This window comes from Sphingosinicella sp. CPCC 101087, from assembly GCF_004151485.1.
In the GTDB taxonomy this organism is placed as follows: Bacteria; Pseudomonadota; Alphaproteobacteria; order Sphingomonadales; family Sphingomonadaceae; genus Allosphingosinicella.
Window position 1 is genome coordinate 90,271 of record NZ_SBFF01000011.1, and the last position, 26,231, is coordinate 116,501.

Below are 26,231 nucleotides of genomic sequence, written 5' to 3' on the forward strand. Positions count from 1 at the left end.
GCAGTCAGCCGGCTTTTTCAGAACCGCCAGCTGAACGAGCCGTGCGCTCCGTGGTCGGTGGAACGATCGCCATAATTGCCGGAGTAGCTGACGCCAAAGGTAATGTTGCGGCCGAGATCGGCCTCAAGCCCGGCATCGACCGTGATGCTGTTCCGCTCGATCGCGGTGCCGGAAACGATGAACGCCGGGCCGCTGGCAAAGGCCAGGTCGATCGTCGGGGCGCGGTCCCCGAAGGCGTGCCGCACCGCAGCCGAGCCGGCAAAGCGCAGGCCGAGTGCGCCCACGTCGAGGTTCGCCCTGGTTCTTACGCCCAGCGTACCATAGGAAATGCTTTCATTTCCGTTGCCGCCCTGCAGCGCGGCGCTGCCTCCAAGCTCGTTGACCTCGCCATCGGACAAGGTGAGATGCGCTAACGCGGCGAAGGGCTGGAGAATCACGCCCCCCAGCTCACCCTTCAATGCGACTTCGCCGAAAGCCTGGAAGGTCCGCGCGGAATAGTCGCCCGAGAGCGTCTGATCGAGCGTGCCAAACGCCACCCGCCGCGAGGCATGGACGTCATTCCAGGTATAAGCGCCGCCCAGCTGGACCGAGACCATGCCGTAGCTACCGATCATGTAGCCGCCGGCATGATAAGCGTCGATGTCGTGCTCGGCCCGTGCCGACCTGAGGTCGGTGGAGCCGTAGCCGAGCGCCACGCCCGCGCGGATATGCTCGCCCAGCGAGCTATCGAAGCCGGTGAGCAATCCCTTCAGGTCACGGTCGTAGCCTTCCCCATTCGGGTCGCGGTCCTTGCTGCCCCAGCTGCCGATCACGCGGCCCCACACCGACATGCCGGTGGTGCCAGCCGTCTCGCCCCGCGCCAGCATCGCGTCGCGCACGAAGCGGCCATCCTCGAGCAGCTGCCCGCGCACACTGGCATAATCGGAGCCCGCCAGTTGGTCGAAGGCATTGCGTGCCTCGGGGGCGGTGAGCGCCACGACTGCATCGTACACGTCATTGCCCGCCCCCAGGACTTCGATCGACGGGGCGACCGCGCGCTGGTTGACCGTCTCGCCCACCGTGCCGAACTCGACCGTGTTGCGGCGCAGGTTCAGCATCACCGCATTGGCGGCATAGGTGAGCGTCGGGGTGAGAAAAGCGAGGTTCGAGGTCACCGTGGCGAACGTGCCGGTGACGCCGCCCGCCGCGGTCAGGATCGTATAGCTTGTGTTGGCGGCATAATTGCCATTCACCGCCAGCACGTTCACCTCGACATGGCTTTCGATCGTGGCAGCGCCGCCCACGATGATCCTGTCGCTGCTGCCTGCCGGATCGGCCTCCACCTCGTAGCTGCTGCCCGAGGCGAGCGCGAGGTTGCCGGTGAAGGTTAGCGTACCGATCGAATTGCCCGGTGCGATCGTGCCGGCGACGTTGCCCGAATCGACCTTGCCGGTGCCCTGGAGGCGACCGCCCGCCGCCACGTCAAGCGTGCCGCCCAGCGCTCCGTTGACGGCGAGCGTCTGTCCCTGGCCCACGCTGGTGGTGCCGCGGAAACCGGAGCCGTCGCCCTCGAACCGTATCGCCCCGCCGCCCCGCACGATCATCGCGCCACTGCCCGTGATAGTCCCGGCATAGGCGCCCTCGCCCGCCTGATCGAACACGAAGCTCGTGTCCCGCGCAAGGTCGACGTCGCCCGTGAACAGCGCGGAGGTCGAGACCAGGCTCCCGTTTGCGACCTCCCAGTCGGTGGCGTTCGCACCGGTGAGCGTCAGTACCCCGCCGCCCGACTTGATCGTCTTGCCGGTGCCGGTGACGGTGCCGCTATAGGTGCCGCCGGTGGCCAGGTCGAAGATCAGGGTGCCATTGTTCGCGAAGTTGCGGCGCAGGGCTTCGGTGTCGCCGACCAGGGTGCCGGCTTCGACGACCGTGCCGCCGCTGTAGGTGTTGGAGCCGGTCAGGACGAGCGTGCCGAGGTCGGTCTTCACCAAGGTTGCCGAACCTGTGAGGGACGCGCCGATCCTAGCGGTGAACGCCGCACCCGCGGCAGTGCCGTCGCCGACGCGGATCGCGGCACGGTCGCCGGACAGTGCCAGATCGCCTCCGCTGACGGTGTAGCCGTCGACCGCGAACTGCATGCCGGTGACGGAGGCCTGGCCCGCTTCATTGTCGATCGTGACCATGCCGCCGCTTCCCTGGAACACGGCGAAGCCCGGCTGCGGCGACATGACGCCGTTCACTCCACCGTCCGCCGTGGTCCACGCGGTACCACCCGCGCCCCAGGTTCCGCTGCCGCCGTCGACCGCGCCATTGTTGTGGAGCCCCGGATCGCCGCCGTCCCAGAAGGTCAGTGTCGCCCCGGCCGTTTCGACCAGATTGACCTGACCTGCCGCGCTCGTCTGGATCGACAGGCTGTCGGCGGATGCGCCGGCAATCGTGCCGAGTTCCATCCCGTTGTCGGTGAGCGTGCCGCCATAATCGAACAGACGATAGACGCCCGCGCCGAAGGCGGAGGTGGCGGTGACGTCGAGCGTACCGTCGAGCGTGAAGTCCCCGCCGACATCGAACAGCGCAAGGCTCGAGGGCGCGCCGAGGGTCACATCGACCTGCGATTCCGCGCCCAGCACCAGGGAGCCCATGGACAGGGTCCTACCCTGCGCGCCTACCAGACGCGCTCCATCGGCGACGGTCACGGCTGCGTCGATCGTGCCGCTACCCTGGAAACTGCCGCCGGCAATCATTACCGCGCCGCTCCCGGCGATCGTGCCGTCGAAGGCAGAGGTACTGCCCGGCTTGCCAATCGCAAGCGTGCCGCCACCGAGCACGATGCTGCCCGCGCCATGGAGCGTGCCGACTGTCATCTCGAACCCGGCAAGGTCGAAGCTGGCGCCCGCCGCCTGGTCGAGGCGAGTGACCCCGGATAGGGCATCGGTGAGCGCGATCGTGCCACCATCGTTGGCAATCGTGCCGTCGACCTGACCGGCAAGGGTGGCGGTGCCGCGGTTGACGAGTCCACCGTTCAGTGTGCCGGTGGAGGCGAGGGTTCCGTCGTTGGTCACCAGTCCGCTCACCGTACCGGCATTGGCGAAGGCGGCGTCGTTCTGCACCGGGCCGGCGATGGAGCCGCCCGCGGCCAGCGACAGCGTTCCTGCGCCAACGGTGGTGAGGCCGGCATAGCTGTTCGCACCGCTCAAGGTGAGCGTGCCCGCGCCGGTCTTGGTGAGGCCGGCGCTGCCGGTGATCGCGGAACCGATCGTCGCCTCCGCGGCATTCACCTCGACGATGGAGAAGCCGCCGGTCGTGGCGAGCGCACCGCCCTGCAACGCATAGCCGGCGGTATCGAAACGCAGGAGCTGAAAGCTCTGCATATCCTCCACCGTCACCGTGCCTCCCGCGATGCCGGCGAACACGCCGGCTTGCCCGGCCCAGGCATCGTTGACGCCAAAGCCGGTGGCGGCGGTCCAGTTGGTGCCGCCCGCACGCCACACGCCCGCGCCGCCATCGCCATCCGCCGCGGCGAACCCGCCGGCCGCATCGGCGCCGTCCCAATATTGCACCCGCTGCGCACCGTCGTTGAACAGGATGTTGACCTGTCCGGCGATGCCGGTCTGGATCGTGCCGGTATAGCCGAGCGGCGTCGTGCCGAGCTCCAGCCCATTGTCGGTGAGCGCGCCGGCATAGTCGATCAGGCGAAAATAGCCCGAGCCGAAGTCGGCCAGCGCCGTCACGTTCAGCGTGCCGTCGAGCGTGAGGTCGCCGCCGACGACGACCAGATCGTTGATGCCGCCGCCTACGACGCCGCTCTGGGCGAATTCGTAGTCCAGGACCGAGCCGGCACCGAGCGTGAGGTCGCCCGCGACGTCCAAGCTGCCAGCTCCGTTGCCGGGGCCAAGGATGCCGCCATCGGCGACGCCGACGTCGCCGAGGAAGGTGCCGCTGCCGCCGAGGCGGGCGCCGCTGCCGACACGCAGGTCGGCGCCGTTGCCCGCCCCGTCGCCAAACACTCCGTCCAGCAACAGCGTACCGGCCTCGACCTCGACCCTGCCGGTGAAGCTGGTCCCGCCGCCGCTCAGGACCAGCACGCCCGCGCCGGTCTTGGTCAGTCCCGCGATGCCGGTGATCGCGGAACCGATCGTCGCCTCCGCAGCGTTCACCTCGACGATCGAGAAGCCGCCGGTCGTGGCGAGCGCACCGCCCTGCAGTGCGTAGCCGGCGGTGTCGAAGCGCAGCAGCTGGAAGCTCTGGATCCCTTCGACGGCCACCGTTCCGCCGGCATTGCCCGCGAATATTCCGGCCTGGCCCGCCCAGCCACCGTTGACGCCGAAGCCGCTGCCGGCCGTCCAGTTGGTGCCGCCGGCGCGCCACACGCCCGCCCCGCCGTCACCGTTCGCCGCGGCGGACCCGCCGGCGGCGTCGGCGCCGTCCCAATATTGCACCTGCTGCGCGCCGTCGTTGAACAGGATGTTGACCTGCCCGGCGATCCCGGTCTGGACCGTGCCGGTATAGCCGGGCGGCGTCGCCCCGACCTCCAGCCCGTTGTCGATCAGCGCCCCGCCATAATCGATCAGGCGAAAATAGCCGGCGCCGAATCCGGCGAGCGCCGTCGCATCCAGCCTGCCGTCGAGCGTGAGATCGCCGCCGACGACGACCAGATCGTTGACACCTCCGCCGACCACGCCGCTCTGGGTGAATTCGTAGTCCAGGATCGATCCGGCGCCGAGCGCGAGGTCGCCCGCGATCGTCAGCGTGCCCGGGCTGGCGCCAGGCCCGACGATGCCGCCATCGGCGACGATGACATGGCCGAGGATCGTGCCGCTTCCGCCCAGCCTTGCGCCAGTGCCGACGCGAAAGTCGGCGCTGTTGCCCGTGCCGTCGCCAAGCCTGCCGTTCATCACCAGCGTGCCCGCCTCGATCTCGACCGTTCCGGTGAAGTCGCTGCCCCCCCCGCCGACCTCGACCGTCAGCACGCCCGTGTCGGTCTTGGTCACCGTCCCTGCGCCGGAAATCGTGCCGCCGTAGGTCCCGTCAAAACCCTGGTCGAAAACGATGCTGCGGCTGCCCACGCCGGTGGCGAAGGTCACGTTTCCGGAAAGGCTGTTGGTGTCGCCCCTGAGCGCTCCGCTGGCAACGAACCAGTCCTGGTCCCCGGACCCTGTGAGGGTCCAGCTGCCCGAACCGGTTTTCTCGAACCGGTCGAAGCCGCGATATTGCTGCGCCGATCCGATCAGCGACACGTCGAACGCGGCGTCGGACGCCCCGCCAAGAGCAAGCGCGTTGTCGGACCCGCCCGATGCCACCACGTTGCCGGCGATGACCGAACCCGGCCGCAATTCCAGACGGTTGCCATCACCGAAAAGCGCAATGGCGTCGGACCGCGTCGCGCTTCTGCTGTCGACGCCGCCGACGATCGTCCCGGAATTGACGATGGAGATGTTGCCGGTCGCCGCGCCCACCACGGCCACGCCGCCCACGCCGATCACATTGTCTCCGAACGGGGTCGCGCCGCCCGCGCCGCCTTCGATCGTGCCCGAATTGGTCAGGCCTGCCGCCTGACCATCCCGGAACAGCACGCCCGCGCCGCCGTCACCTGCCCTGAAGAAGGTGCCTGCCGACCTCGTGGCTCCGCCCCGACCGCCGGAGATGGTGCCCGTCGCGGAATTCTCCACGCTCCCACCCCAGGCGACCAGGGCCGCGCCGCCGCGGCCGCCTCCAGTATTGCCATAGCCTCCGGCGCCGCCTTCAATCGCGGCCTCGTTGCCGATCGCTCCGAGATTGCTGAGAACGCCGGCGCCGCCGCCGCCTCCCGTGTTGACCGACAAGCCCGTGCCGCCGCCATTGCCGCCCCGGATATCGCCCGCCTGATTGGACAAGGCGCCGCCGGCGTGGAGAAACAGCCCGGCACCACCGAAGCCGCCGACCGAACCCTGGTTGCCGCCGTTCCCGCCGGCAAGGACGGAACCGCCGGTGACCGTCACCACCCCCGCATCGAGCAGCACCAGACCCGCGCCCCCGCCGCCGCCGGAGCCGGAGATGCCCCCGCCGGCGAGGCCGCTGCCGCCGCTGCCTCCGGTCGCATCATAGCCATTGGTGGTCAAATCGACGGCCGTTCCGGTCAGCACCAGCGCGCCGCTACCGCCGCCACCGCCACCGCCACCGCCAAGGCCCCCAGTGCCGTCGCCGCCCGAGGCGCCGAGATAGTCCGCGGCCAGCGAAAAGGCGCCGCCCGTCGGGTCGAACCTGCCACCGGAGCCGCCCGTGCCTCCGTTGCCGCCAAGCTCGATGCTGCTTCCGCCACCACCGCCTCCGCCGCCGCCACCGCCGGCCGAGATATCGTTCGGGGTTCCCGCCTGCCCGCCCGCGCCGCCCCGTACGACGTTGCTCCCCGCAGCGCCGTCCTGGGCTAATCCACCCGGCGTGGTGGCTCCGGAACCGCCTGTCCCGCCACGGCCAGCGCCGCCGCCCATGCCACTTCCCCCGTTGCCGCCGCCGCCGCCAGCAATACCGCCCGCGGCGCCACCACCGCCCTGGGTGATCTGCTGTGCCTGCGCGGTCGGGGCCGCGACAGTGCCAAGCGCGAGCGCCAGCGCCGCGACCGAGCCCGAGCTACGCGCAGCCCGCGCGTACTTCTGCTTCCGGTATTTGATCTCAGCACGCATAACGGACCTCCCCCCTTGCCGGCGTGCTGCGCGCGACGTTCGACTTTGACCTTCGAACGCCGCGGCGACGGGCCATGAAGTCGCCGGCCCCGTTGCGGACGTCGCCGACCCCTTCGGTCGTACGCCTCGGGCGGCCCGATAGGCCGGGGGCCGGTTGGGCGGCTATGCGATTCCGGCATGGACGCGCCGGCTGTTGCATTTGAATTGGTCGTCAGCCTCCACGCCGCAGCGTCTCGGACGGACGCTCACCGAAACGAAGGCGATAGGCGCCGGCAAAGCGGCCGAGTTCCCAGAATCCATACCGCATCGCCACTGAAGTCACTTGCGTCGTCGTGGGATCCGAAGACAGCAATGTCAGACGCACGAGATCCAGCCGGCGCCCACGCGCGTAGCTGACGGCGCTCTGCCCCAGGAATTGCTGGCAGGCGAGGTTCAGCGTCCGTTCGGCCACGCCCAGGGCGGCGCAGATCGCCGCCAGCGAAAGCATGTCCTCCGGTCGCTCGTGCAACAGCTGCTCGAATCGCGCGACGATCTGCCGGTGCCGCTCGGGCGCCCCCCGGTGGTGCCGCAACTCGCCTTGCGACAGGCCCAGCAGCAGCGCCTCCAGGATCGTGCCCGCCAGGGCGCGGGCCGGCTCTTCCGCCTCGATGATCCAAGGCACGTCCCTCGCGATCCGCGCCGCGTCGTTCATCAGCGCGATCAGGCGCGTCATGGCGTCTGCCGGAACCAGAAACATCCGATCGTTTTGGGACGGGTCTGCCAGGTCGAAGCCGGCAAGGGCCGGAGCATGCGTGGCGAGCACTTCCCCAGGCACCAGAAGGATCCCGAACGCCCACGCCATTCCCGACGGCGATGTCGCGACGGTTTCGGCATAAGGTCGGAAGTGGATGATGCGGTTCCCGCCCAACGTGCGGCCGGAAACTCGTCGTACGAGGCCCGGCTCGGTTGCAAACATGAAGGTGTGGGTATCGCTCAGCTCGGCGCGCTGCGGTGCGCCTTGCGCAAATCGCCCGACGCCCAGGCTCACCTCGCCCAGCATCGCCCGTGCGAGCACGGCGTGAAAATCCGCAGCCCCGCCCCTGACTGACCGAGGTCCCGGTGCGCCCGGGTCCAAACCGCCAATGGCGCGCGCCATGGCCTCGGGATCGGAAAAGACGCCGAAGAAGGATCGTTCGATTCCGTTCTTCAATTGTGACGGCGACGACACGACGGCCAGCCCTCCAGATTGCTCCCGCAGTGCGCGCCCTATCACGAAGACCGGCACTCGGGAGCCGCCATTCGGCGCGCCGCGCCCCTCTGCGGCGGCATCATGCCCGCAGCCGCCTTGTGCGAATGCAGACGGCCGCATTGTCCTATTTCAAGCGGCCGACATCGTCCGGCTCCGCACGAGCCCGCACTCGAGGGATGGGACTAGCGACCGGAGAGGCGGCGGCACATCAGGCGGGTGGCCTCGTCCGCCGGATGCATCGATTCGATGCGTAGCTCATCCGCAACGACGTCCGAGGCCCCGACAAAGGTCGTGAGGGTCGAAAAGAAGCGCAACTCGCCTTCCGGACCGCGGAAGGCCGTAGTCACCACGGGAAGCGGCGATATGCCGGGCTGACGGCGCTTCCAATTGTCGGGGACGCCGGGAAAAGCCGTCAGCTGAGCAAGCAAGCTTCGCGCCCGGGCATCCGTAGGGGAGCGGCGGATCTCGTGGTGAAGGTGACGCAAGAGCTCGCCGGCAGCTTCCTCCCAATTGGCGATCACCGGACGCATGTCGTCCGGGTCGAAGATCTGGTGCAGGATATTGCCATTCTTCGGTCCGCCGGGACGCAAGGCATCAAGCAAGCGGATCATGCCGGCATTGGCCTGGACCAGATCCCAATATCGATTGAACGCGAAGGCCGGATAAGGCTCGTGCTGCTCCAATATGGCCGAGATGGCGACGCGGACCAGTTCCATCTGCGGCGCATCGAGCGGCGATGCAGAGAAGATCGGCGCGTAGCCGGCCGCCACGAGCAGCTCGTTCCGCTCCCTGAGCGGCAAATCGAGCGCATCGGCGAGTGCGACGACCAGCTCGCGGCCAGGCTGCGAGCGCCCGGTTTCGACGTAGCTCAGGTGGCGCAGCGACGTGTCGGCCTCGAGGGCAAGCTCCATCTGGCTCATGCCCCGGCTCGCACGCCACTCGCGCAGGAGGGCACCGAACGGAGTCCACCTGCTCGGGCGCTTCTTCTCCGATCTCGTGTCGATCTGCATCATCGCTGTCGCTCATCCGTCCCGTCCCCGCCTCGATCTTCTTAGCCTGCCGGGGGACGTCTCGATATGACCCGCGGGGTCATAGCCGCACGCCCTTCCGGGCCCGATCCTGAGGCGCTGAAGGAGATGACGATGATCAGACGTACATTTCTTACATCGGCGGCATTCGGGCTGGCTGCGGTCGGGCTGCCGGGACGAGCGACGGCATCGGTGCCGCAGCCGCCGCGGACGGCCCCGGTCGACGAAGCGCTCGATGCGTGCCGGTTCCATCTCGCGCGCCGCACGATCGATATGCGCTTCGGCGCCGTCAGCTATATCGACCGGGGCACCGGACCGGCGGCACTCTTCATCCACGGCTTCCCCTTGAACGGATTCCAGTGGCGAGGCGCGATCGACCGCCTGTCCGACGTCCGTCGCTGCATCGTCCCGGACCTGCTGGGCATGGGGTTCACCGATCCTGCGCCCGACCAGTCTCTCAGTCCGGAAGCGCAGGTCGAGATGCTGCTGGAACTGATGGACCGCCTCGGCGTCGAAAGCGCGGACGTCGTCGGCAACGACAGCGGCGGCGCCGTTGCTCAGTTGCTGGCGGCGCGGGCGCCGGCGCGCGTCCGCAGCCTCCTGCTGACCAACTGCGACTCCGAGATCGACAATCCTCCACCGGCTCTGATGACCGTCATCGAGCTTGCACGGACCGGCCGTTATCCGGATGCATGGCTGGTGCCCTGGTTCCACGACAGGGACCTGGCCCGGCGCGCGGAGCTCAGCGACGGATACAGCCGCGCGGGCTATCCGAGCGATGCCGCACTGGAGGTGTATCTCGGCCCGCTGATCGCAACACCGCGGCGCAAGGCGCTCACCAACGCCTTCACCCTCGCGCTCGAGCCCAATGTCCTGCGCGCCGAGCACGACCGGCTGAAACGATATCCGGGACCCGTTCGGATCCTCTGGGGCGGCGCCGACGGCCTGTTCTCGCGCCAGAGCCCCGGCGTCCTCGACCGGCTCTTCCCGAACTCGAAAGGCGTGCGGGTCGTGGAGGGCGCGCGCTTCTTCTTCCCGGAAGAATATCCCGACCTGCTCGCCGCCGAAGCTCGACGGCTCTGGCGCATCTGAGGACATGTCGACCGACCTCGAACGCTATCGCGCTCCGGTGCCCAGAAGGAGATCGTCTGCAACATTGAGTTGGGCAAGTCGTTCTCCCCGCATGCGCATCCGCTATCTGTCATGTGGAACGGATTGTCCTTTCGGGGGTCCGGTCTTCGACGGCTTCAGCAAGAGCGTCTTCGGAATCATACCCTGTGCCGCCCAGCTCATCGAGACGAACGAGGGCCTGGTGCTTGTGGACACCGGCTATGGATTGGAGGACGTGCGCCATCCGCATCCGCGGCTGAGCAGGTTCTTCCACACATTGCTGAACATCCGATTCCGGATCGAGGACACGGCTCGGCATCAGGTCGAAGCCATGGGCTATTCCCCTCGCGATGTTCGACACATCGTCCTCACCCATCTGGACTTCGACCATGCCGGCGGGATCGAGGACTTTCCCGAGGCCCGGGTGCATGTGATGGAGGCCGAGCGGCGGGCGGCCGAGAAGAAGCGCCGCGGCTTCATCGCTAGACGCCGCTATCGCCCGGCACAGTGGGATGACGTCCGCGATTGGCGGACCTATGCAGGCGGCGGAGACCGCTGGTTCGGCCTCGACAGCGTGCGCTCGCTTGACGGTCTCCCGCCCGAGATCCTGATGATCCCCTTGCCGGGACACACCGAAGGCCATGCTGGGGTGGCGGTTCAGTCGGCGCAGGGCTGGGTCCTCAATGCGGGCGATGCCTATTTCTACCGCCGTGAGCTCGACGCCGATCGGCGGCGGTGCACACCGGGACTGCGACTTTACCAGACGATGATGGACACGCATCGCCGACGCCGTTTCGATAATCAGCGGCGGCTGCGGGAGCTGAAGCACGATAAGGGGTCAGCGGTGACGATCTTCTGCTCGCATGACCAGAAGGAGCTGGAGGCCATGCAGGCGCGCTGAAGCCGCCGCCCCCTTGCCCCGGCGACACCGATGATCGGCTCGCGACGCGCCGGCCGCCGCTTTGAACCGAGATGAAAGGCATCATTATGGATGATCGTCCCGACCCACCCCTTCCCGAACAGAAGGCCACGCGCTTCCCGAAGATCGCCATAGGCGCGGTCATCATTATCGGGCTGGTCCTGCTGGTGCTCGCCTTCCTCTATCCTTGGCCCGCGCGCACATAGGCGCGGACGAATCCACGGACGACGGCTATAACCTTGTTCTGTCTTTGCAGGGGTGGAGCCACTCACGGATAAGCGTCGGCCGCCCGTCTCCGGTCAAGGGCGGCGCCTGCGCCTGATATGGTCACCCGCGGGACGTATTCGCCGCGCAGCGACGCAGCTATCCGGCGTCCGGAGGCCGCCCTTATCGCCAGTCAAGAAATGCGCCCCGCCCCATCCTCAAAGTTGGGAAATCACGCGCGAACGTCTGCCCCTCGATGGATCCACCCGAAGTAACCCGCCACTACGGCCAAGACCACGTGCAGCCAGACATCATGGCCGAAGAGCGGCGCTAGGCCGAACAGGGTGTTCAGGCCGGGAACGAGCCCCATGACGGTAAGGACGGCATAGCTGACCGTCACCGCCTTCCCATAGAAGCGCGAAGCGTGGACGCTTCGATAGGCGATGACGCCCCAAATTCCGAACGCGATATGCACCAGATTGTGAAGGACGTTCACCGGAAAGAGTCCGAGCAACCGGCCGTACATTGCGTCCACGGCTAGATCCGGATGATCCGGATGAGGCGCGTGCAGGAGGCCGGGCACGAATCCCGCCGCGCCCACAGCAAGAAATACTATTCCGAATATGAGGGCGAATGTTCTCACGCTCATCTCTTTTCCTCCCGTTCGATTCTTCTGGTGAACCTTGCGCGACGGAAATCGATCCCCGAATTGTGATTAACCGAGGTAATTGTCAGCATCATTTCTGCTGCTTTACACGGAGTCCTTTGCATGCGCAGGGAGACGAGTCTTCGTGAGCAGGAAAGATGAGGCCGAATATCATTCCGAACGCGCCATGGAGGAGCTCGATCGAGGCCTCACGGCTTCGGGGATGTCCGCGGCGCGATCGCATCTGAAGCTCTCTTCTCTGCACCTGGAGCGCGCGCGCGAACTCTCGGGGACTTCGACGAGTCGAAAACCGCCCTTCACGCTATAGCCATGCCGCCGGAGGCTCGCCCGAAGGTGGGCCTCACGGATCGGATTTCACCGTAGCGGCCAAACCGCCAGGATGAGCGGCACTCCAGTCAGCACCACCAGCAGCGACAGCGGCGCACCGAGCCGGGCGTAATCGGAGAAGCGATAACCCCCGGGGCCCATCACGAGCGTATTGCATTGATGGCCGATCGGCGTGAGGAAGTCGCAGCCGGCGCCGACGGCAACCGCCATCAGGAACGGCTCGGGACGATAACCCAGCTGCGTCGCGAACACCGATGCGACCGGCGCCATCACCAGCACGGTGGCCGCATTGTTGAGGAAAGGGGTCACTCCCATAGCGACCACCATGATCAGCCCGACGGCCGCCCAGGCGGGCAAGGTCGCTGCAGTGGTCGACAGCCAGGCGGCAAGGACGTCGGTTCCGCCAGTGGTGCGGATGGAGTCGCTCACCGGAATCAAGGCGGCGATCATGATCAGGATCGGCCAATCGATCTGCCGATAGACGTCGCGGGCCGGAAGGCCGCCGGTCAGAACGACCAGTGCGGCGGCGGCGAAGAAGGCCATGGCGACAGTGAGGACACCGGCGGCAGTGAGCGCCATCGCCGCCCCCAGAATGATGAGCGGCAGCCATCCGCGCCCATGCTCCCCGAGCCGCACGCTGCGCTCGGCGAGCGGCATACAGCCGAGGTCCCGCAGCCGCTCCGGTAGCTGCTGCAGCGGTCCCTGCAGGACGATGACGTCGCCAGGCGCAAGGACGATATCGCGGAGCCGTTCGGTGATCCGCTCGCCCTGACGCGAGACGGCGATGAGATTGACTCCGTAGCGGGCGTGCAGAGCCATCCGCCCCGCGGCCTCCCCGACCAACATCGAGTTGAGGCCGACTACGGCCTCGATGACGCCGGTCTCGCCGGTGCCGCTGCTCGCTTCGCGATCCTCTCCCTCGAGCTTGAGGCCGCCGGCGGCGATCACCCGCTCGAGGGCCTCGGGATCCCCGCGCAGGGCCAGGACGTCGCCGGCGGCGATCACCGCGTCGGGAAGAGGCATGGTCGAGCTGCGGTCGCCGCGGTGCAGTCGGGTAACCTCGACCTTGTCACCGACATTGGCGAGGAATTCGGCGAGCGTCTGCCCTTCCGCCGGCGAATTGGCCGGCACCTCCGCCTCGGTCGCGTAATCGGTGATGTCGACGGCCTCCCCGAGGGTCGGCGCGGCTCGTCGCCCGGCCGGAAGCAGCCGGTAGCCGAAGCGCAGGAAGAGGAGGCCGACCACCGAAAGTCCGAGACCGACCGGCGCGAAATCGAACATGCGGAACGGCTCGCCGGTCATGTCCGCGCGGACTCGCGACACGATGATGTTCGGGGAGGTGCCGATCAGGGTGATCAGTCCGCCAAGCAGCGAGCCGAACGCCATCGGCATGAGCAAGCAGGATGGCGACGTGCCCGAACGCTTCGCCATCTGGAAAGCGGACGGCATCAGCATGGCGAGTGCGCCGATATTCTTCACGAAGGCTGAAAGGTAGGTGGTCGCACCGACCAGTATGAGCAGCTGCGAGCCGACCTGATCGAAACGCCGGGTAACGCGCCCGATCAGCGCCTCGACGACACCGCTGCGCGCTACCGCGGCGCTGATCACGAGAGCCGATCCGATGATGATGACGATGTCGTCGGAAAAGCCGGCAAATGCCTCGTCCGCGGGCACCAGACCCAGACCCACCATCGCGAGCAGGGCGAGCACGGCGACAAGATCGTAGCGGATACGCCCCCAGATGAAGAACAACATCATCAGGCCGAGCACGGCGAAGGCGAGAATCTGTTGCGTTGTCATGGTGATACCGGCTGGAGGAGCGGGCACAACGCCGGTACGATCGGTTCGATCCATCGCTGCGCCGAGGATTGTCGAACAGCGAGATGAATGCCTCGATCCCCTCGCCTCGGCCAGCGATGCGACCGGCGTGCCGAGCTGCATGTCGATAGCACGTCCGGCGCCGCCGGCTGGTCGATCATCAACGCGCTCGTGCTCCGCGTCGAGACGAGGATCAGGGGCGAGCTATCGCCGCGAATGCGGATTGGTCGATACGATCCACCCGATCATGTGACCCACGCGAATCCGACCTGCTCCCGGCACGCCCATCGCTCATGACCGGGCACTAAGGACATCCGTGATCGCGCGCCGTAGATCGGCGAGCGCAAACGGCTTGGCGAGGACCCGCCGATCCTGGAGATCTTCCGGTAGGCCGCCGCGACCATAGCCGGTGCTGAAAATGAAGGGGATGTCGCGTTTCATCAGCGTTCGGGCAAGGTCGAAGGACGGTTCGCCGGCGACGTTCACGTCGAGCACGGCGAAGTCCAGTTGCCCGGCCTCCACCGCCTCACGAGCCCGCGAGAGGCGCGCGGCGGAAGCCGCCACATGGCATCCCAGTTCCTCCAGCATGTCCTCGAGCAAGAGCGCCACACCACCTTCATCCTCGACGAGGAGCACCCGTACGCCCGCAAATTCAGCCACGCGTGCTGACCCGCGCAAGCGGTACGCTCATGCGGCAATGCACCCCCGAACTTTCGAATCGCAGGTCCAGCTGGCCGTCGAGATCCTGTTCGACGCAACGCCGGATGAGCCGCGTCCCGAAGCCCTTGCGTGTGGGCGCGCTCACCGGGGGGCCGCCCTGCTCCGTCCAGTCGAGTCGAAGGATGCGCTTCGGGCCGGCGGAAAGTTCCCAGCTTACCGAGAGCATACCCGAGCCGGTGCTGAGGGCGCCGTATTTGGCGGCGTTGGTCGCCATCTCGTTCAGCACCATCGTGAGCGACAAGGCGGCGCGTGGATCGAGATCGATCGCGGGCCCGTCGATCCGTAGCCGGTCTTCATCGCCGCTATACGGCGCGACGATGTTGTTCAGGAGGCTCTCCAGCGGCGCACTCACCCAGCTGCGTTCGGTCAGCAGGTCGTGTGCCCTTGCAAGTGCAACGACGCGCGCTTCGAAGGTCGCTGCGAAATCCTCGAGACCATCTGCGTGCTTGATGGTCTGGAGTGCCAGCGATTGCACGGTCGCAAGCGTGTTCTTCACTCGGTGGTTCAGTTCGTCGATCAGCACCTTCTGCCGCGCCTCGGCTTCCTTGCGCTCGGTGATGTCGACCAGCATGTTGATCGCGCCCACGAGCCGCCCTTCGGCATCGCGAAGCGGCGTCGGGTAGGGAATGAAGGGAACGCGGCTACCGTCCGGCCGCTCGGCGACCGCCTCGCCGCCGCGGACGGCGCGATTCTCTCGCAAGGCCACCGCCATCGGGCATTGATCGTGCGGCAACGGCTTGCCGTCCGGATGGTAGAGCTTCCACGTGACGCACCATTCGTCGCTGCCCAGGACCGGCTCCCGCCCCGCCATCTCCACCGCCGCCTGATTGTAGAAGGTGATTCGTCCTTCGGCGTCGGTCGTGTAGACGGCGGCAGGGAGTGCCTCCAGCAGCTCCCGCAGTCGGCGCTCATTGGCCCGAATTTCGTCTTGCATCCGCTTCCGATCGGTCACGTCCTGCATGACCCGCACGCCGTACCGGAAGCGCCCGTCGGCGTCCCGAACTGACGAGCTGGAAACCTCGAGATGAACCACGCTGCCGTCGGGGCGGAGCGCGCGCTTCTCGGTCGAATAGCTCGCAATCTCGCCGCGAACCTGTCGAGCATATTGCTCGGCCTCCGTATCGCGGTCGTCCGAGTGCGTGACCTTGATCAGGTCGCAGGCGAGCGCCTCCTCGCGCGAACGGCCCAGTATCGAACAGAATGCATCGTTGACGCGGACGTATCGACCCGCCTCGTCGACCTCAGCTATTCCGACGGTTGCGGCTTCATAGGTGGCCGCCAGGCGCTCGTCGCTTTCACGGCGAGCCTCCTCCGCTTCGCGGAGCCCGGTTACATCCATCGTGAAGCAGCGCGTGTTCACGAACTCGCCATGATCGAATCGGCTGTTCGACGTGATCAGCACGTGGCGAATCGTACCGTCCTTGGCACGCAATCGGGCCGGATAGCGGTCCAACCCGTCGCCGCAGGCGAGGCGGCGGAGAATGTCGTCAATCACCGGCCGATCGGCGTGGAAGGCAGCGATGGGCTGGCCGATATACTCTTCGGCGGAATATCCCAGCAGGTCCAGCTCCGCACGGTTCGCCCGCAGAATTATGCCGTCACCACTGACGATATGAAGCCCGACCGCACTATTCTCGAAGAAGTCCTCAAGATCGTTGCTCTTGCGGAGCATTTCTTCCTCGATCGTCTTATGGGCGCTGATGTCCTGAAAGCAGTTGATCGCGCCCTCGATCCTCCCCTCCTGGTCGCGAAGGGCGCGTATATTCACAAGGGCCGTGATACGGGTGCCGTCCGGTCGTTCGATGACCACCTCCGCATTGCGCGTCTCCCTCCCCTCGTGCACCGCGTCCGCCATCGGGCACCCCTCATGCGGAAGAGGAGTCCCATCGAGCAGGAAGAGCTTGTGCGATCCGCAGAAACGCTCCCTCGTCGCGCTCAGCCGCGGGTCCCGTCCCCACAGAGCGACGGCCTCCGCGTTGCAGCGAACGAGCCAGCCTTCGGCGTCGCAGATGTAAACGGCGCCGGGAATCGCCTCCAGGACACCCGGTGCGGCGGAGACGAGAGCCTCGTACTCGCTCAGGCCGTGAAGCGTCGAGGAGAACGAATGTACCGAAGACATGCAAAAGCTCCTACGTTGGCCCGCCCGGCGGCCGAATAAGGCGCTGTTACCACGAAATAATTCGCGCGTCCGCTCATTTCGGGATCGCAAACATGGGGTGAGAGTTGCCGTCGGCTCGACAAATGGATGGGACGCTCGGCCAGCGGATACATGGCCCTCGCGGATTTATCGCATACCGTATACTTTTTCTTGACGGGTCACGCGCCGGCATGCCAGCCTCGTGACGACCGAAGAAGGCCCGCAACGTTCATCACCGAGAGCCTCGGCACGAAATCGTGAGGCGGCGGAAGAACCGTCACACGGCGGTCGGAGGGACGTCGGCCGGAGCGCGTGGCGTCGGAACTGGGGGATTGTACATGAAAAGATTCGGATATGCGGCAGCGATGGTGATCCTGCTGTCGCTTCAGGCCCCGGCTTTGTCGCAGGTCACGGCCGAACGATATCAGCAGTCGATCGACCTGCGCGATGACTGGATGTATCTTACCGAGAACGTTGCCGACACGCCCCGCTGGATCGAGAACACCAGCCGCTTCGTCTACCGCAAGACCGTTCCCGGCGGATTCAGCTTCGTGACGATGGACGCGCGCACGGGCGAAAAACGGCCGGCCTTCGACCAGGCGCGGCTGGCCCAAGGACTCGGCGCGGCCATGAGCACCCGGTACGAGCCGCTGCGCCTGCCCTTCAACGCCGTCGACCTCGTCGACGGCGAAAGCGCGATCCGTTTCCGCATTCCCCTGTCCGACCTCGCCTTCCAGTGCAGCCTTTCGGACTATGCGTGCGAGCCCTACAGCTACGACAAAGGGCAGCCGCGCGGCTTCGGTGTCGTCCGCGACCTCACCGTGCCGGCGGACAACAGCCCGAAGCCGTCGCCCGACGGCCGCTGGGAAGCCCTCGTCAGCAATCACAACATCATCGTCCGACCGGCCGGTGGGGGGCCCGTCACCGTGCTCAGCACGGACGGCTCGGAAGGCGACTTCTACGATCCCGAGTCGATCACCTGGTCACCTGATTCGACCAAGCTCGCCGCCTATCGCGTCCGACCGGGTTTTCGGCGCGAGATCACCCGGGTCGCCTCCTCGCCGCCGGACCAGGTGCAGCCGAGGGTGATCGTGCAGCTTTATCCGAAGCCCGGCGACCCCGTCGACATCGACCGCCCCGTCCTCTTTCACATTGAGAGCCGGCGGCAATTCAGGATCGACCATGACCTTTTTCCCAACCCCTACAGGATGACGGAAATCGAATGGCGGGCGGACAGCCGGTCGATCCGCTTCGAATATGACGAGCGAGGCCACCAGGTCTGGCGCCTCATCGAGGTCGACGCCGAAACCGGCATCCCGCGCGCCGTCGTTTCGGAGGAGCCCGAGACCTTCGTGAACACCCATTCGCAAGGCCGTCGCTACAGCCACGACGTGGCGGGGCTCGGCCGCGAAGTGATCTGGATGTCGGAGCGCGACGGCTGGAACCATCTCTATCTGATCGACGGCCGCACCGGACGGGTTCGCAACCAGATCACGCGAGGCCCATGGGTCGTTCGCGAGGTGGTGAAGGTCGACGCCGACAAGCGCCAGATCTGGTTCGCCGCCAACGGCATGCGCCCGAACGAGGACCCCTATCTGCAGCACTATTACCGGATCGATTTCGACGGACGCAACCTGACGCCGCTCACCACGGCGGAAGCGTATCACGACGTCGTCTTTTCCACCGACATGGAATTCTACGTCGACAATTATTCCCGGACCGACATGCCCAACGTCCTCGAGCTGCGCCGGACCAGCGACGGCTCGCTGGTGAGCGAAGTCGAGCGCGGAGATATTTCACGCCTGGTCGCGGCCGGTTTCCGGCCGCCGGAGACCTTTGTCGCCAAGGGACGCGACGGCGAGACCGACATCTGGGGCGTAATCGTCCGGCCGCGCGATTTCGATCCGACCCGGCAATATCCGGTGATCGAGAATATCTATGCGGGTCCGCACAGCTCGTTCGTGCCCAAGACCTTCTGGCCGTTCGGCTACCATTCGAGCGGCGACAAGGTCGTCGGCATGCAGGCGCTGGCCGACCTCGGGTTCATCGTCGTCCAGATCGACGGAATGGGTACGCTCAACCGTTCCAAAGCCTTCCATGACGTCGCCTGGCGGAACCTCGCCGACAACGGCTTCCCGGACCGCATCGCGTGGCACCGGACGGCGGCAGAACGCTTTCCCGGGTACGACATCAGCCGCGTCGGCATCTACGGCGGCTCGGCCGGCGGGCAGAACGCGCTGAACGGCCTGCTCTTCCACCCCGAATTCTACAAGGTCGGCGTCGCTTATGCCGGTTGCTTCGACAACCGCATGGACAAGATCGGCTGGAACGAGGCGTGGCTGGGTTGGCCGATCGACGAGGCCTATTCGCACTCGTCCGGGGTCGACAATGCCTGGCGTCTTCAGGGTCAGCTGCTGATGGTCGTCGGCGAACTCGACATGAACGTCGACCCGGCATCGACGATGCAAGTCGCCGACGCGCTCATCAAAGCGCGCAAGGACTTCGACCTGCTGGTCGTGCCGGGCGACGGCCATGGCGCGCTGCGCTCCACCGGCGCCATCGACTACGGATTGCGGCGCCAGTTCGACTTCTTCGTGCGCCACCTCGCGGGAGAATCCACGCCCAATTGGAACGCGGTTCCCGCCAGCCCGCCGCCAGCCGAATAGAAGCCGTGGACCGGCCGCGGCTCCATACCGGCGACGAGCCTTAGCCTAGCGGCTCGCCTGAACCCTTGATGCCTATCACAGAGCGGCGCGACGCTACCGCTCCACGGGCGCGCCGTCAGACACGTGCCGGCTCTTCCAAGTCGGCATTGCCGGCATAGGCGGCCGACAATTGGCGGTAATATTTGGAGTTGAAGGCCACGAGAGTCACCAGCACGCCGATCGCGCCGGTGATCGTGAAGACGAGCGCCATGCCGCGGTCCGGTCCGCGGCCGAACCAGTCGCCGATCGCGTCCGCGCCCGCACCGTCAGTCATGAAGGGGATGAAGACGAACTGGGTCACAGGTGCGATCATGAAGGCCGTCAATGGGGAGGCCGCCTGCTCGACCGACTGGGCGAAGCCGAAGACGCGGCCTTGACGCTCATAGGGCACGACCTTCTGCAACGTCGTCTGCTCCGCGGCCTCGGCATAGGGGCCGAGAAACAGCCAGATGAAGCATCCCGCCGCCAGCAGGACGACCGAAGGCTGGATGGTGAAGACGCCGGCGACCGACCAGACGATCAGGTTGACCGTAAGCAGGGTGCGAAGCGGATTCTTTCCCAGTCCGGTCCTCGCGATGACCAGGCCGCTCAGGATGAAGGCGCATGACGTGAACGCCCACAGAAGGCCCCATTGCTGCACCTCCATGAGCGAGAGGCCGTAGGCGTCCATCAGCGCCATGAAGACGCCGCCCAGGAAGTTGTTGAGCGTGGCGAAGAAGATGAGCGCGAATAGGCCAGGCACGGCCGAAATCACGCGGACCGTTCCGGCAATGTCGACGCGTCGGGGCTCGCGCGGCACGCCAGGCTCGGCCTGAGGCCGCGGCTCGTCGAGATGCACGAACAGAAGGTGCAGGAAGGCGACCAGGGTGAATGCCAGCGCGAAAGCGAGCGTCGCCACCATGCCGCCCCAGGCAACCAGGAAGCCGCTGACCGCCGACGTCGTGAGGAAGCCGATTCCCGTTACCATCCCGACCAGACCGTTGGCCTTGTCGCGGCGATCCTCGGGAACGAGGAGCGTGACAAGCGTCGGCAAGGCGATGTTGCGCACGTTACCGGCAATGACGCCGAGCATGACGAGCAGGACGAACAGCCAGAGCGGCGCGCCCGCGACTTCGGCGAGAGTTCCCTCGGGTGCGAGGAAATAGGCCGCCAACGAAGCCGCGAAGAGCAGGAAGGACGCCGCGCTCGAGCAGAGCATAACGACCTTCTTGCGGTGATGGTCCACCAGGCTCCCGAACCAGATTGCGAGCCCCGCCGTCAGGACGAGGTAGAAGCCCGCGATCATGCCCGTGGCAAATACCGACCGCGTCTCCAGGAAGATCCAGAAGGTCAGCGCGAACCAGACGGTAAAGTTGGTGATGTTGGCGACGAGATTGTTGCCGAGAAGGTGGTGGAAGGGGTTCATTGGGTCGCGCCTCGAAGGGCAGCCTGAATGGCGGCGTTCGGCGTGGCTGACAACTAGGCAACCGGAAATTGGCCATTCCGTTCGCCGGCTCCTCGGTAATAACCCCGATGTCCGGGCATCACGGGCGAGGCTAGGTCAGAGGCTCACCGGCTCTCCCCTGGCAGAGTAAGCGGTATGACGGACCGTTCCGCGCCGAAGCTCTCGCTCTTCACGCTCTCGGCGCTGGTCATCGGATCGATGATCGGCGCCGGGATCTTCTCGCTCCCGAGCACCTTTGCCGGCGCGACCGGTCCGTTCGGTGCGATCATCGCCTGGACCATCGCCGCCTGCGGAATGTTCACGCTGGCGCGCGTCTTCCAGATTCTCGCCGAACGAAAGCCCGATCTCGACGCCGGCGTCTATGCCTATGCCAAAGCCGGCTTCGGCCATTATGCCGGCTTCCTGTCCGCCTTCGGCTACTGGATCGGCTCCTGCATCGGCAACGTCTCCTACTGGGTGCTGATCAAGGCGACCCTCGGTACCTTCTTTCCGGTCTTCGGCGACGGCAATACGGTGACGGCGATCCTCGTCGCCTCGTTGGGCATCTGGCTGTTCCACTTCATGATCCTGCGCGGCGTCCAGCAGGCCACCTTCATCAACACGGTGGTCACGGTCGCCAAGATCGTCCCGATCATCATCTTCATCCTGATCCTGGTCTTCGCGTTCAGGACCGGTCTCTTCTCGGCCAATTTCTGGGGCGGCGAGGGCATATCCGGGGCCGGACTGTTCGAGCAGGTCCGGGCCACCATGCTGGTTACCGTGTTCGTGTTCCTCGGGATCGAAGGTGCAAGCGTCTACTCACGCTACGCGCGAACCCGCAAGGACGTGGGACGCGCGACCTTGATCGGGTTCGCCAGCGTGACCACCTTGATGGTGCTCGTCACCCTGCTCCCCTTCGCGGCGCTGCAGCGCGCCGAAGTCGCCAGCATGCGGCAGCCCTCGATGGGCGCCGTCCTGGAGGCCTTGGTCGGCCCATGGGGCGCGATGTTCGTCGCGGCAGGGCTCCTCGTGTCGGTGCTGGGGGCCTATCTCGCCTGGTCGCTGATCTGCGCCGAAGTGCTTTCCGCGGCCGCCAGGACGCGGGACGTGCCGGCCATGTTCGCGCGCGAGAATGCGAACAAGGTGCCCGCCGCCGCGCTGTGGCTCACCAACTTCGTCGTCCAGCTGTTCGTCATCAGCACCTACTGGTCCACCGACGCCTTCGCCCTGATGCTGAGCCTCACCAGCGCGATGTCGTTGATCCCTTTCATGCTCGTCGCGGCCTACGGCTTGCTCCTCGCCCGACGCGGGGAGACCTATGAGGCGCGCCCGGAGGAACGGCGGCGGGACCTTGCATTCGCCGTCGCGGCGACCGTCTACACGATTTTCCTGGTCTATGCCGGGGGCCTGAAGTTCGTTCTCCTGTCGGCCATTCTCTACGGCCCCGGTACCATCCTCTACGTGTGGGCGCGTCGCGAGCTGGGGGCACGCGTCTTCGCGCCCGCCGAGTGGTTCATCCTCGCCGCTGCTTTGATCGGATGCATCGCCGGAGCCTACGGCCTCGCGACGGGGACAATCGTGATCTGACCGGACTATTCGGCGTCGAAGGAGACGGGACATGTCAAACATGGCGTTCGGCGTACATTCGGAGGTCGGCCAGCTACGCAAGGTGATGGTGTGCGCGCCGGGACGGGCCCATATGAGGCTCACGCCGAGCAACTGCGATGCCCTGCTGTTCGACGACGTCCTGTGGGTCGAGGTCGCAAGACGCGACCATCTCGATTTCGTCGCGAAGATGAAGGACCGCGGCATCGACGTCGTCGAGATGCACGACCTGCTCGCCGAGACGGTCGCCATCCCGGAGGCGAGGGCGTGGATCCTCGACCATGAGGTCGTCCCGAACGAAGTGGGACTCGAGCTCCTCCAAGAGATCAGGTCCTATCTCGACGAGCTTCCGCCCCGCGAGCTGGCCGAGACGCTGATCGGCGGCCTTTCCACCGAGGAGTTCCCGGAAGAGTTGGGTGGCGAGGCGCTCAAGCTGGTGCGCGAGGCGGCCGGCGTCTCCGAATATCTGCTGCCGCCGCTTCCCAACACGCTCTACACCCGCGACACGACCTGCTGGATCTACGGCGGGGTCACGCTGAACCCGCTCTACTGGCCGGCGCGCCACGAGGAGACGATCCTCGCCGCGGCGATCTACCGTTTCCACCCGGACTTTGCCGGAAAGGTGAACATCTGGTGGGGCGATCCGATGGAAAGTCATGGCCTGGCGACGCTCGAGGGCGGTGACGTCATGCCGATCGGCAAGGGCAACGTCCTGATCGGCATGAGCGAGCGGACTTCGCGCCAGGCGATCGGACAGCTTGCGGCTACCTTGTTCGCGAAGGGGGCGGCCGAGCGGGTGATCGTCGCGGCGATGCCGAAGCTCCGGGCGGCCATGCACCTGGATACCGTCTTTACCTTCGCCGATCGCGATTGCGTCCTGCTCTATCCCGACATCGTCAATGGCATCACGGCCTTTTCCTATCGCCCCGGAAATCAAGCGGGCACGCTGGACTTCCGCAGGGACGAGGGCTCGTTCGTGGAGACGGTGGCTGCCAGCCTCGGGATCAGGAACATGCGCGTCGTCGAAACCGGCGGCAATGCCTATATGCGCGAGCGCACCCAATGGGACAGCGGCGCAAATCTCGTCTGCACGTCGCCTGGGACTGTCTTCGCCTATGACCGCAACACCTACACCAACACTCAGTTGCGCGAGGCCGGCATAGAGGTGATCACCATCGCCGGCGCCGAACTTGGCCGCGGCCGCGGCGGCGGCCATTGCATGACTTGTCCGATCATCCGAGACCCGCTGGACGGTTGACGCGGCTATAAGCGCAATGCGCGGCGTACGGGGGAAGATGCCGCCTTGTTCTTCAGCGCCGCCCAACCGTCGGTCATGCTCCGGAGCCGGCAGGCCGAAAGCCTCATCTCGGCCCCCTGCCCACTTCGTGGACCTGCTTGCATCCGTCGGTAACCTCGCGCGTGCAGGGCGGGTAATCGCCCGAACTGGGGCGCGGTGCGAAGACGGTCCGCGGGTCCGGGGCGGGGCTCGTGACGGTGCCGCGGTTCGCCCCCTGGGGAACCTCAGCCGGATTGGAAACGACCGGAATCCCTCGCGAATCCTTCGCCACGGGGCGATCAGGGGACGAGCTTTCCTGGTAAGCGAGAAATGATGCGACCAGAATGGCCGCTGTGGCGAAACTCGCGTTCATATCTTCCTCCTTCTCCTTCGGCGCTGCCCAGTTCGGGTGCCGGCGCCGGCGGCACCGCTCGACGATCAGAGATCGGGCGTTAGCCTCGGGCCCGATGTCGCGGCTCCCGGCGAGGGCGGGCGCGAAAGGCTGGCGAGTTGCCCGGCGGCCAACAGAACGGCCACCGCCACGACAATGGTCAGGAACGGCAGGACGTCGCGGCTGTACCCGAGAATGGCGACGACGAGCGAAATGACGGGTACCTTGGCGATCAGCACCGCGAAGAGCGCAGCCGTGCCCACGGCGGTGGCCCAAAGGGCGATGCCGCTGCCGCGGTGAACGACACAATAAGCGAGCTGGACGACCCCGCGGACCAGAAGCCACAATGTTATGATCGAATATGCCGGCATCCTTCCCAGAAGGAGAAGGGAAAATCGCCGCACCTCCGGGTCGCCCTGGCTCGCCAATGCCAGTCCTGTGAGAAGCGTAAGGCTTCCGGTGAGGGCCAGCGAAACTCCGCCGGTGGCGCGCTTCAGCACAAGGCCCGCGACTATCTCGGCGGCGCCGGCCAGCACCAGCGCCTGGCCGAGCCGAACCACGTCCGGCGTGCGCCCGAGCGAGGCGAGGATCAACCCATTGACGCCAAGGACGAACAGCAGAAGCGCGATCGCGGCGACCGCAAGCAGAAACGGGCTGCCGCGCGCGACCTCGCCCGGCCTCGCGGTCAGGGGAAGCCCGTTTCCCATCATCTGCCCTTCCAGGACGACGGCGATCGACAGGCGCTAGATATTGGGCTGCGCATTGGAGGACGGAACCTCGTGCTGGCGATTGGCCGGAGCGCTGCTCTCCCGAGGCGAGCGGCCCGATATGCCGATCGAGACGAAAGCTACTCCCTCGAAGAGCAGCGCGATGCCGAGGAATATTCCCGGGGCGAAGAAGCCAGCGAGCGGCATGCGCATGAGCAGCCACAAACCGCCGACGAGCGCCACCAGGCCAGAGGCGATCAGCCAGGTCCATCCGGCTCCTGGGCGCAGCTTGAAGCCGAGAACGATCTCGCCGACGCCGGCGGCGATCAGGAAAACGGCGATCACCATTGCGATCGCCAGCGCCCCGGCCAGGGGATTCAGCCAGAGAAGGACGCCGCATCCGGCGTAGAGGAGCCCGAGAAGCAGACTCAGGAAGAAGCCGCGCCACGCCTTCGCCCCGAATGCGTGGACGATCTGGGCCAGGCCGGCCACGCCCGCCGCACCGCCCAGCACAAGAGCCAGTGCGAGGGTGGACGCGAAGGGCACGAGCAGGGCGAAAAGGCCGCACAGGACCAGGATCACGCCGGGGATGACGAACCAGATTCCCTTTGCCCCGCCGGGCTGCACCGTCTGAAGTTCGTTCGAGTTGGTGGCGTCCATGTCGGCTCTCCAAATTCCGGTGTCTCAGCGGAGGGAAAACGCGGTCGTGGCTATCGTCTCCGGATTTCACGACAGCGAAGCGGCATTCCGAATCCGCGGGTCCAGCTCATCTCGCGCCCGCTGCCGCGGATCGAATTCTGGTTCGATGCGAACCAGAAGCCCGTGCGGGTGCGACGCCGGTCCATCACGACAGGCGGGTCGGTCGAGATGATCCGAGCGGTGTTCGGCTGAAACACGACTGTGACCCGTTCGCCGCCCTGGCAGATGAATTCGGCCCGCCGCGTCTGCGGACCGCCGGACAGGCAGGCAGCAAGGATCAGCGTGGCCGCGCCGAGCGACATCAATTTCGCGGCCGTCCCAGGCGCGCGGACACTCGCCAGGCGGTCAGGCATGGATTCCTCCCGTCGAATATGGGCTTGGGGCTGGTGCGATCGACAGGGCCGCAAAGTTTCGAGCGGACAGTGTCGACTTCGCACTCGGGTCGGGGGCGCCGGTGCGCGTGGCGGCGCCTTCGATCCGCAACATTCGGGAACCGCCGGTCACGCCTGGTCGCATATGACCTCCATGCGCGCCCGGACTGACGGAACTGTACCGTCCCAGGCCGACCCGCGCTCAGGGGCCCCTCCTGACTCTCTCAATAGGATGAGCGCAGGCGGCGATGGATCGGGAAAAGC

Annotated in this window: 18 protein-coding genes; 7 read left to right on the forward strand and 11 right to left on the reverse strand. The window is 66.4% G+C overall.

What is annotated here, in order from left to right:
• Positions 1–17: 17 nt before the first annotated feature.
• The 3 genes from EKM57_RS17350 to EKM57_RS17370 all read right to left on the reverse strand — a co-directional run bounded on the left by EKM57_RS17350 (position 18) and on the right by EKM57_RS17370 (position 8,873).
• Entirely contained in the window at positions 18–6,632 is a 6,615-nt protein-coding gene (locus EKM57_RS17350) for an autotransporter outer membrane beta-barrel domain-containing protein (RefSeq protein ID WP_165357520.1), read from the reverse strand.
• A 211-nt stretch (positions 6,633–6,843) separates the two neighbouring features.
• Entirely contained in the window at positions 6,844–7,821 is a 978-nt protein-coding gene (locus tag EKM57_RS17365; RefSeq protein ID WP_206185485.1) for a helix-turn-helix domain-containing protein, read from the reverse strand.
• Positions 7,822–8,042: 221 nt separating this feature from the next.
• Entirely contained in the window at positions 8,043–8,873 is an 831-nt protein-coding gene (locus tag EKM57_RS17370) for a helix-turn-helix domain-containing protein (RefSeq protein ID WP_129793788.1), read from the reverse strand.
• 129 nt (positions 8,874–9,002) lie between these two features.
• On the opposite strand from EKM57_RS17370, the gene EKM57_RS17375 reads away from it, so the two are divergent.
• From EKM57_RS17375 to EKM57_RS21975, 3 genes are all read left to right on the forward strand, one after another.
• Complete coding sequence (locus EKM57_RS17375) at positions 9,003–9,980, forward strand: alpha/beta fold hydrolase (protein ID WP_129793789.1); 978 nt, start codon at positions 9,003–9,005, stop codon at positions 9,978–9,980.
• 91 nt (positions 9,981–10,071) lie between these two features.
• A complete protein-coding gene (locus EKM57_RS17380) occupies positions 10,072–10,899 on the forward strand; it encodes an MBL fold metallo-hydrolase (RefSeq protein ID WP_129793790.1) in 828 nt (275 codons plus the stop codon).
• Between the two features lie 71 nt (positions 10,900–10,970).
• Entirely contained in the window at positions 10,971–11,123 is a 153-nt protein-coding gene (locus EKM57_RS21975) for a hypothetical protein (RefSeq protein ID WP_165357522.1), read from the forward strand.
• 230 nt (positions 11,124–11,353) lie between these two features.
• Here EKM57_RS21975 and EKM57_RS17385 read toward each other — a convergent pair whose 3' ends face one another.
• Complete coding sequence (locus EKM57_RS17385) at positions 11,354–11,770, reverse strand: DUF4383 domain-containing protein (RefSeq protein WP_129793791.1); 417 nt, start codon at positions 11,768–11,770, stop codon at positions 11,354–11,356.
• A 372-nt stretch (positions 11,771–12,142) separates the two neighbouring features.
• The gene (locus tag EKM57_RS17390; RefSeq protein WP_243451112.1) at positions 12,143–13,915 is read right to left on the reverse strand and encodes an SLC13 family permease; all 1,773 of its coding nucleotides are present in this window, start codon (positions 13,913–13,915) and stop codon (positions 12,143–12,145) included.
• Between the two features lie 87 nt (positions 13,916–14,002).
• On the opposite strand from EKM57_RS17390, the gene EKM57_RS22300 reads away from it, so the two are divergent.
• On the forward strand, positions 14,003–14,230 hold the full coding sequence (locus EKM57_RS22300; RefSeq protein WP_129793793.1) for a hypothetical protein: 228 nt from the start codon (positions 14,003–14,005) through the stop codon (positions 14,228–14,230).
• Here the strand turns inward: EKM57_RS22300 and EKM57_RS17400 are convergent.
• Positions 14,225–14,569: a response regulator gene (locus tag EKM57_RS17400; protein ID WP_243451113.1), complete on the reverse strand. Its 345-nt coding sequence runs from the start codon at positions 14,567–14,569 to the stop codon at positions 14,225–14,227. The genes EKM57_RS22300 and EKM57_RS17400 overlap by 6 nt on opposite strands.
• Before the next feature lie 16 nt (positions 14,570–14,585).
• Positions 14,586–16,772 carry a PAS domain S-box protein gene (locus EKM57_RS17405; protein ID WP_129793795.1) on the reverse strand — a complete coding sequence of 729 codons (2,187 nt, stop codon included), beginning with the start codon at positions 16,770–16,772 and terminating at the stop codon, positions 14,586–14,588.
• Between the two features lie 356 nt (positions 16,773–17,128).
• Here EKM57_RS17405 and EKM57_RS17410 point away from each other — a divergent pair, with 356 nt between their 5' ends.
• Entirely contained in the window at positions 17,129–19,456 is a 2,328-nt protein-coding gene (locus EKM57_RS17410; RefSeq protein WP_129793796.1) for a S9 family peptidase, read from the forward strand.
• A gap of 115 nt (positions 19,457–19,571) precedes the next feature.
• Here the strand turns inward: EKM57_RS17410 and EKM57_RS17415 are convergent, their stop codons facing one another.
• Positions 19,572–20,900, reverse strand: coding sequence for an MFS transporter (locus EKM57_RS17415; RefSeq protein ID WP_129793797.1), 1,329 nt, complete (start codon positions 20,898–20,900; stop codon positions 19,572–19,574).
• A gap of 174 nt (positions 20,901–21,074) precedes the next feature.
• Here EKM57_RS17415 and EKM57_RS17420 point away from each other — a divergent pair, with 174 nt between their 5' ends.
• Together EKM57_RS17420 and EKM57_RS17425 are read left to right on the forward strand one after the other, a co-directional pair.
• On the forward strand, positions 21,075–22,505 hold the full coding sequence (locus tag EKM57_RS17420) for a basic amino acid/polyamine antiporter (protein WP_129793798.1): 1,431 nt from the start codon (positions 21,075–21,077) through the stop codon (positions 22,503–22,505).
• A gap of 31 nt (positions 22,506–22,536) precedes the next feature.
• Positions 22,537–23,781, forward strand: a complete 1,245-nt coding sequence (locus tag EKM57_RS17425) for an arginine deiminase (protein ID WP_129793799.1) — start codon at positions 22,537–22,539, stop codon at positions 23,779–23,781.
• Between the two features lie 456 nt (positions 23,782–24,237).
• Here EKM57_RS17425 and EKM57_RS17430 read toward each other — a convergent pair whose 3' ends face one another.
• From EKM57_RS17430 to EKM57_RS17440, 3 genes are read right to left on the reverse strand one after another with little or no spacing between them, the layout of a single operon-like run.
• Positions 24,238–24,900, reverse strand: a complete 663-nt coding sequence (locus EKM57_RS17430) for a hypothetical protein (protein WP_129793800.1) — start codon at positions 24,898–24,900, stop codon at positions 24,238–24,240.
• 33 nt (positions 24,901–24,933) lie between these two features.
• Positions 24,934–25,557: an HdeD family acid-resistance protein gene (locus EKM57_RS17435; RefSeq protein WP_129793801.1), complete on the reverse strand. Its 624-nt coding sequence runs from the start codon at positions 25,555–25,557 to the stop codon at positions 24,934–24,936.
• Between the two features lie 50 nt (positions 25,558–25,607).
• On the reverse strand, positions 25,608–25,949 hold the full coding sequence (locus EKM57_RS17440) for a hypothetical protein (RefSeq protein WP_129793802.1): 342 nt from the start codon (positions 25,947–25,949) through the stop codon (positions 25,608–25,610).
• Between the last annotated feature and the right edge of the window lie 282 nt (positions 25,950–26,231).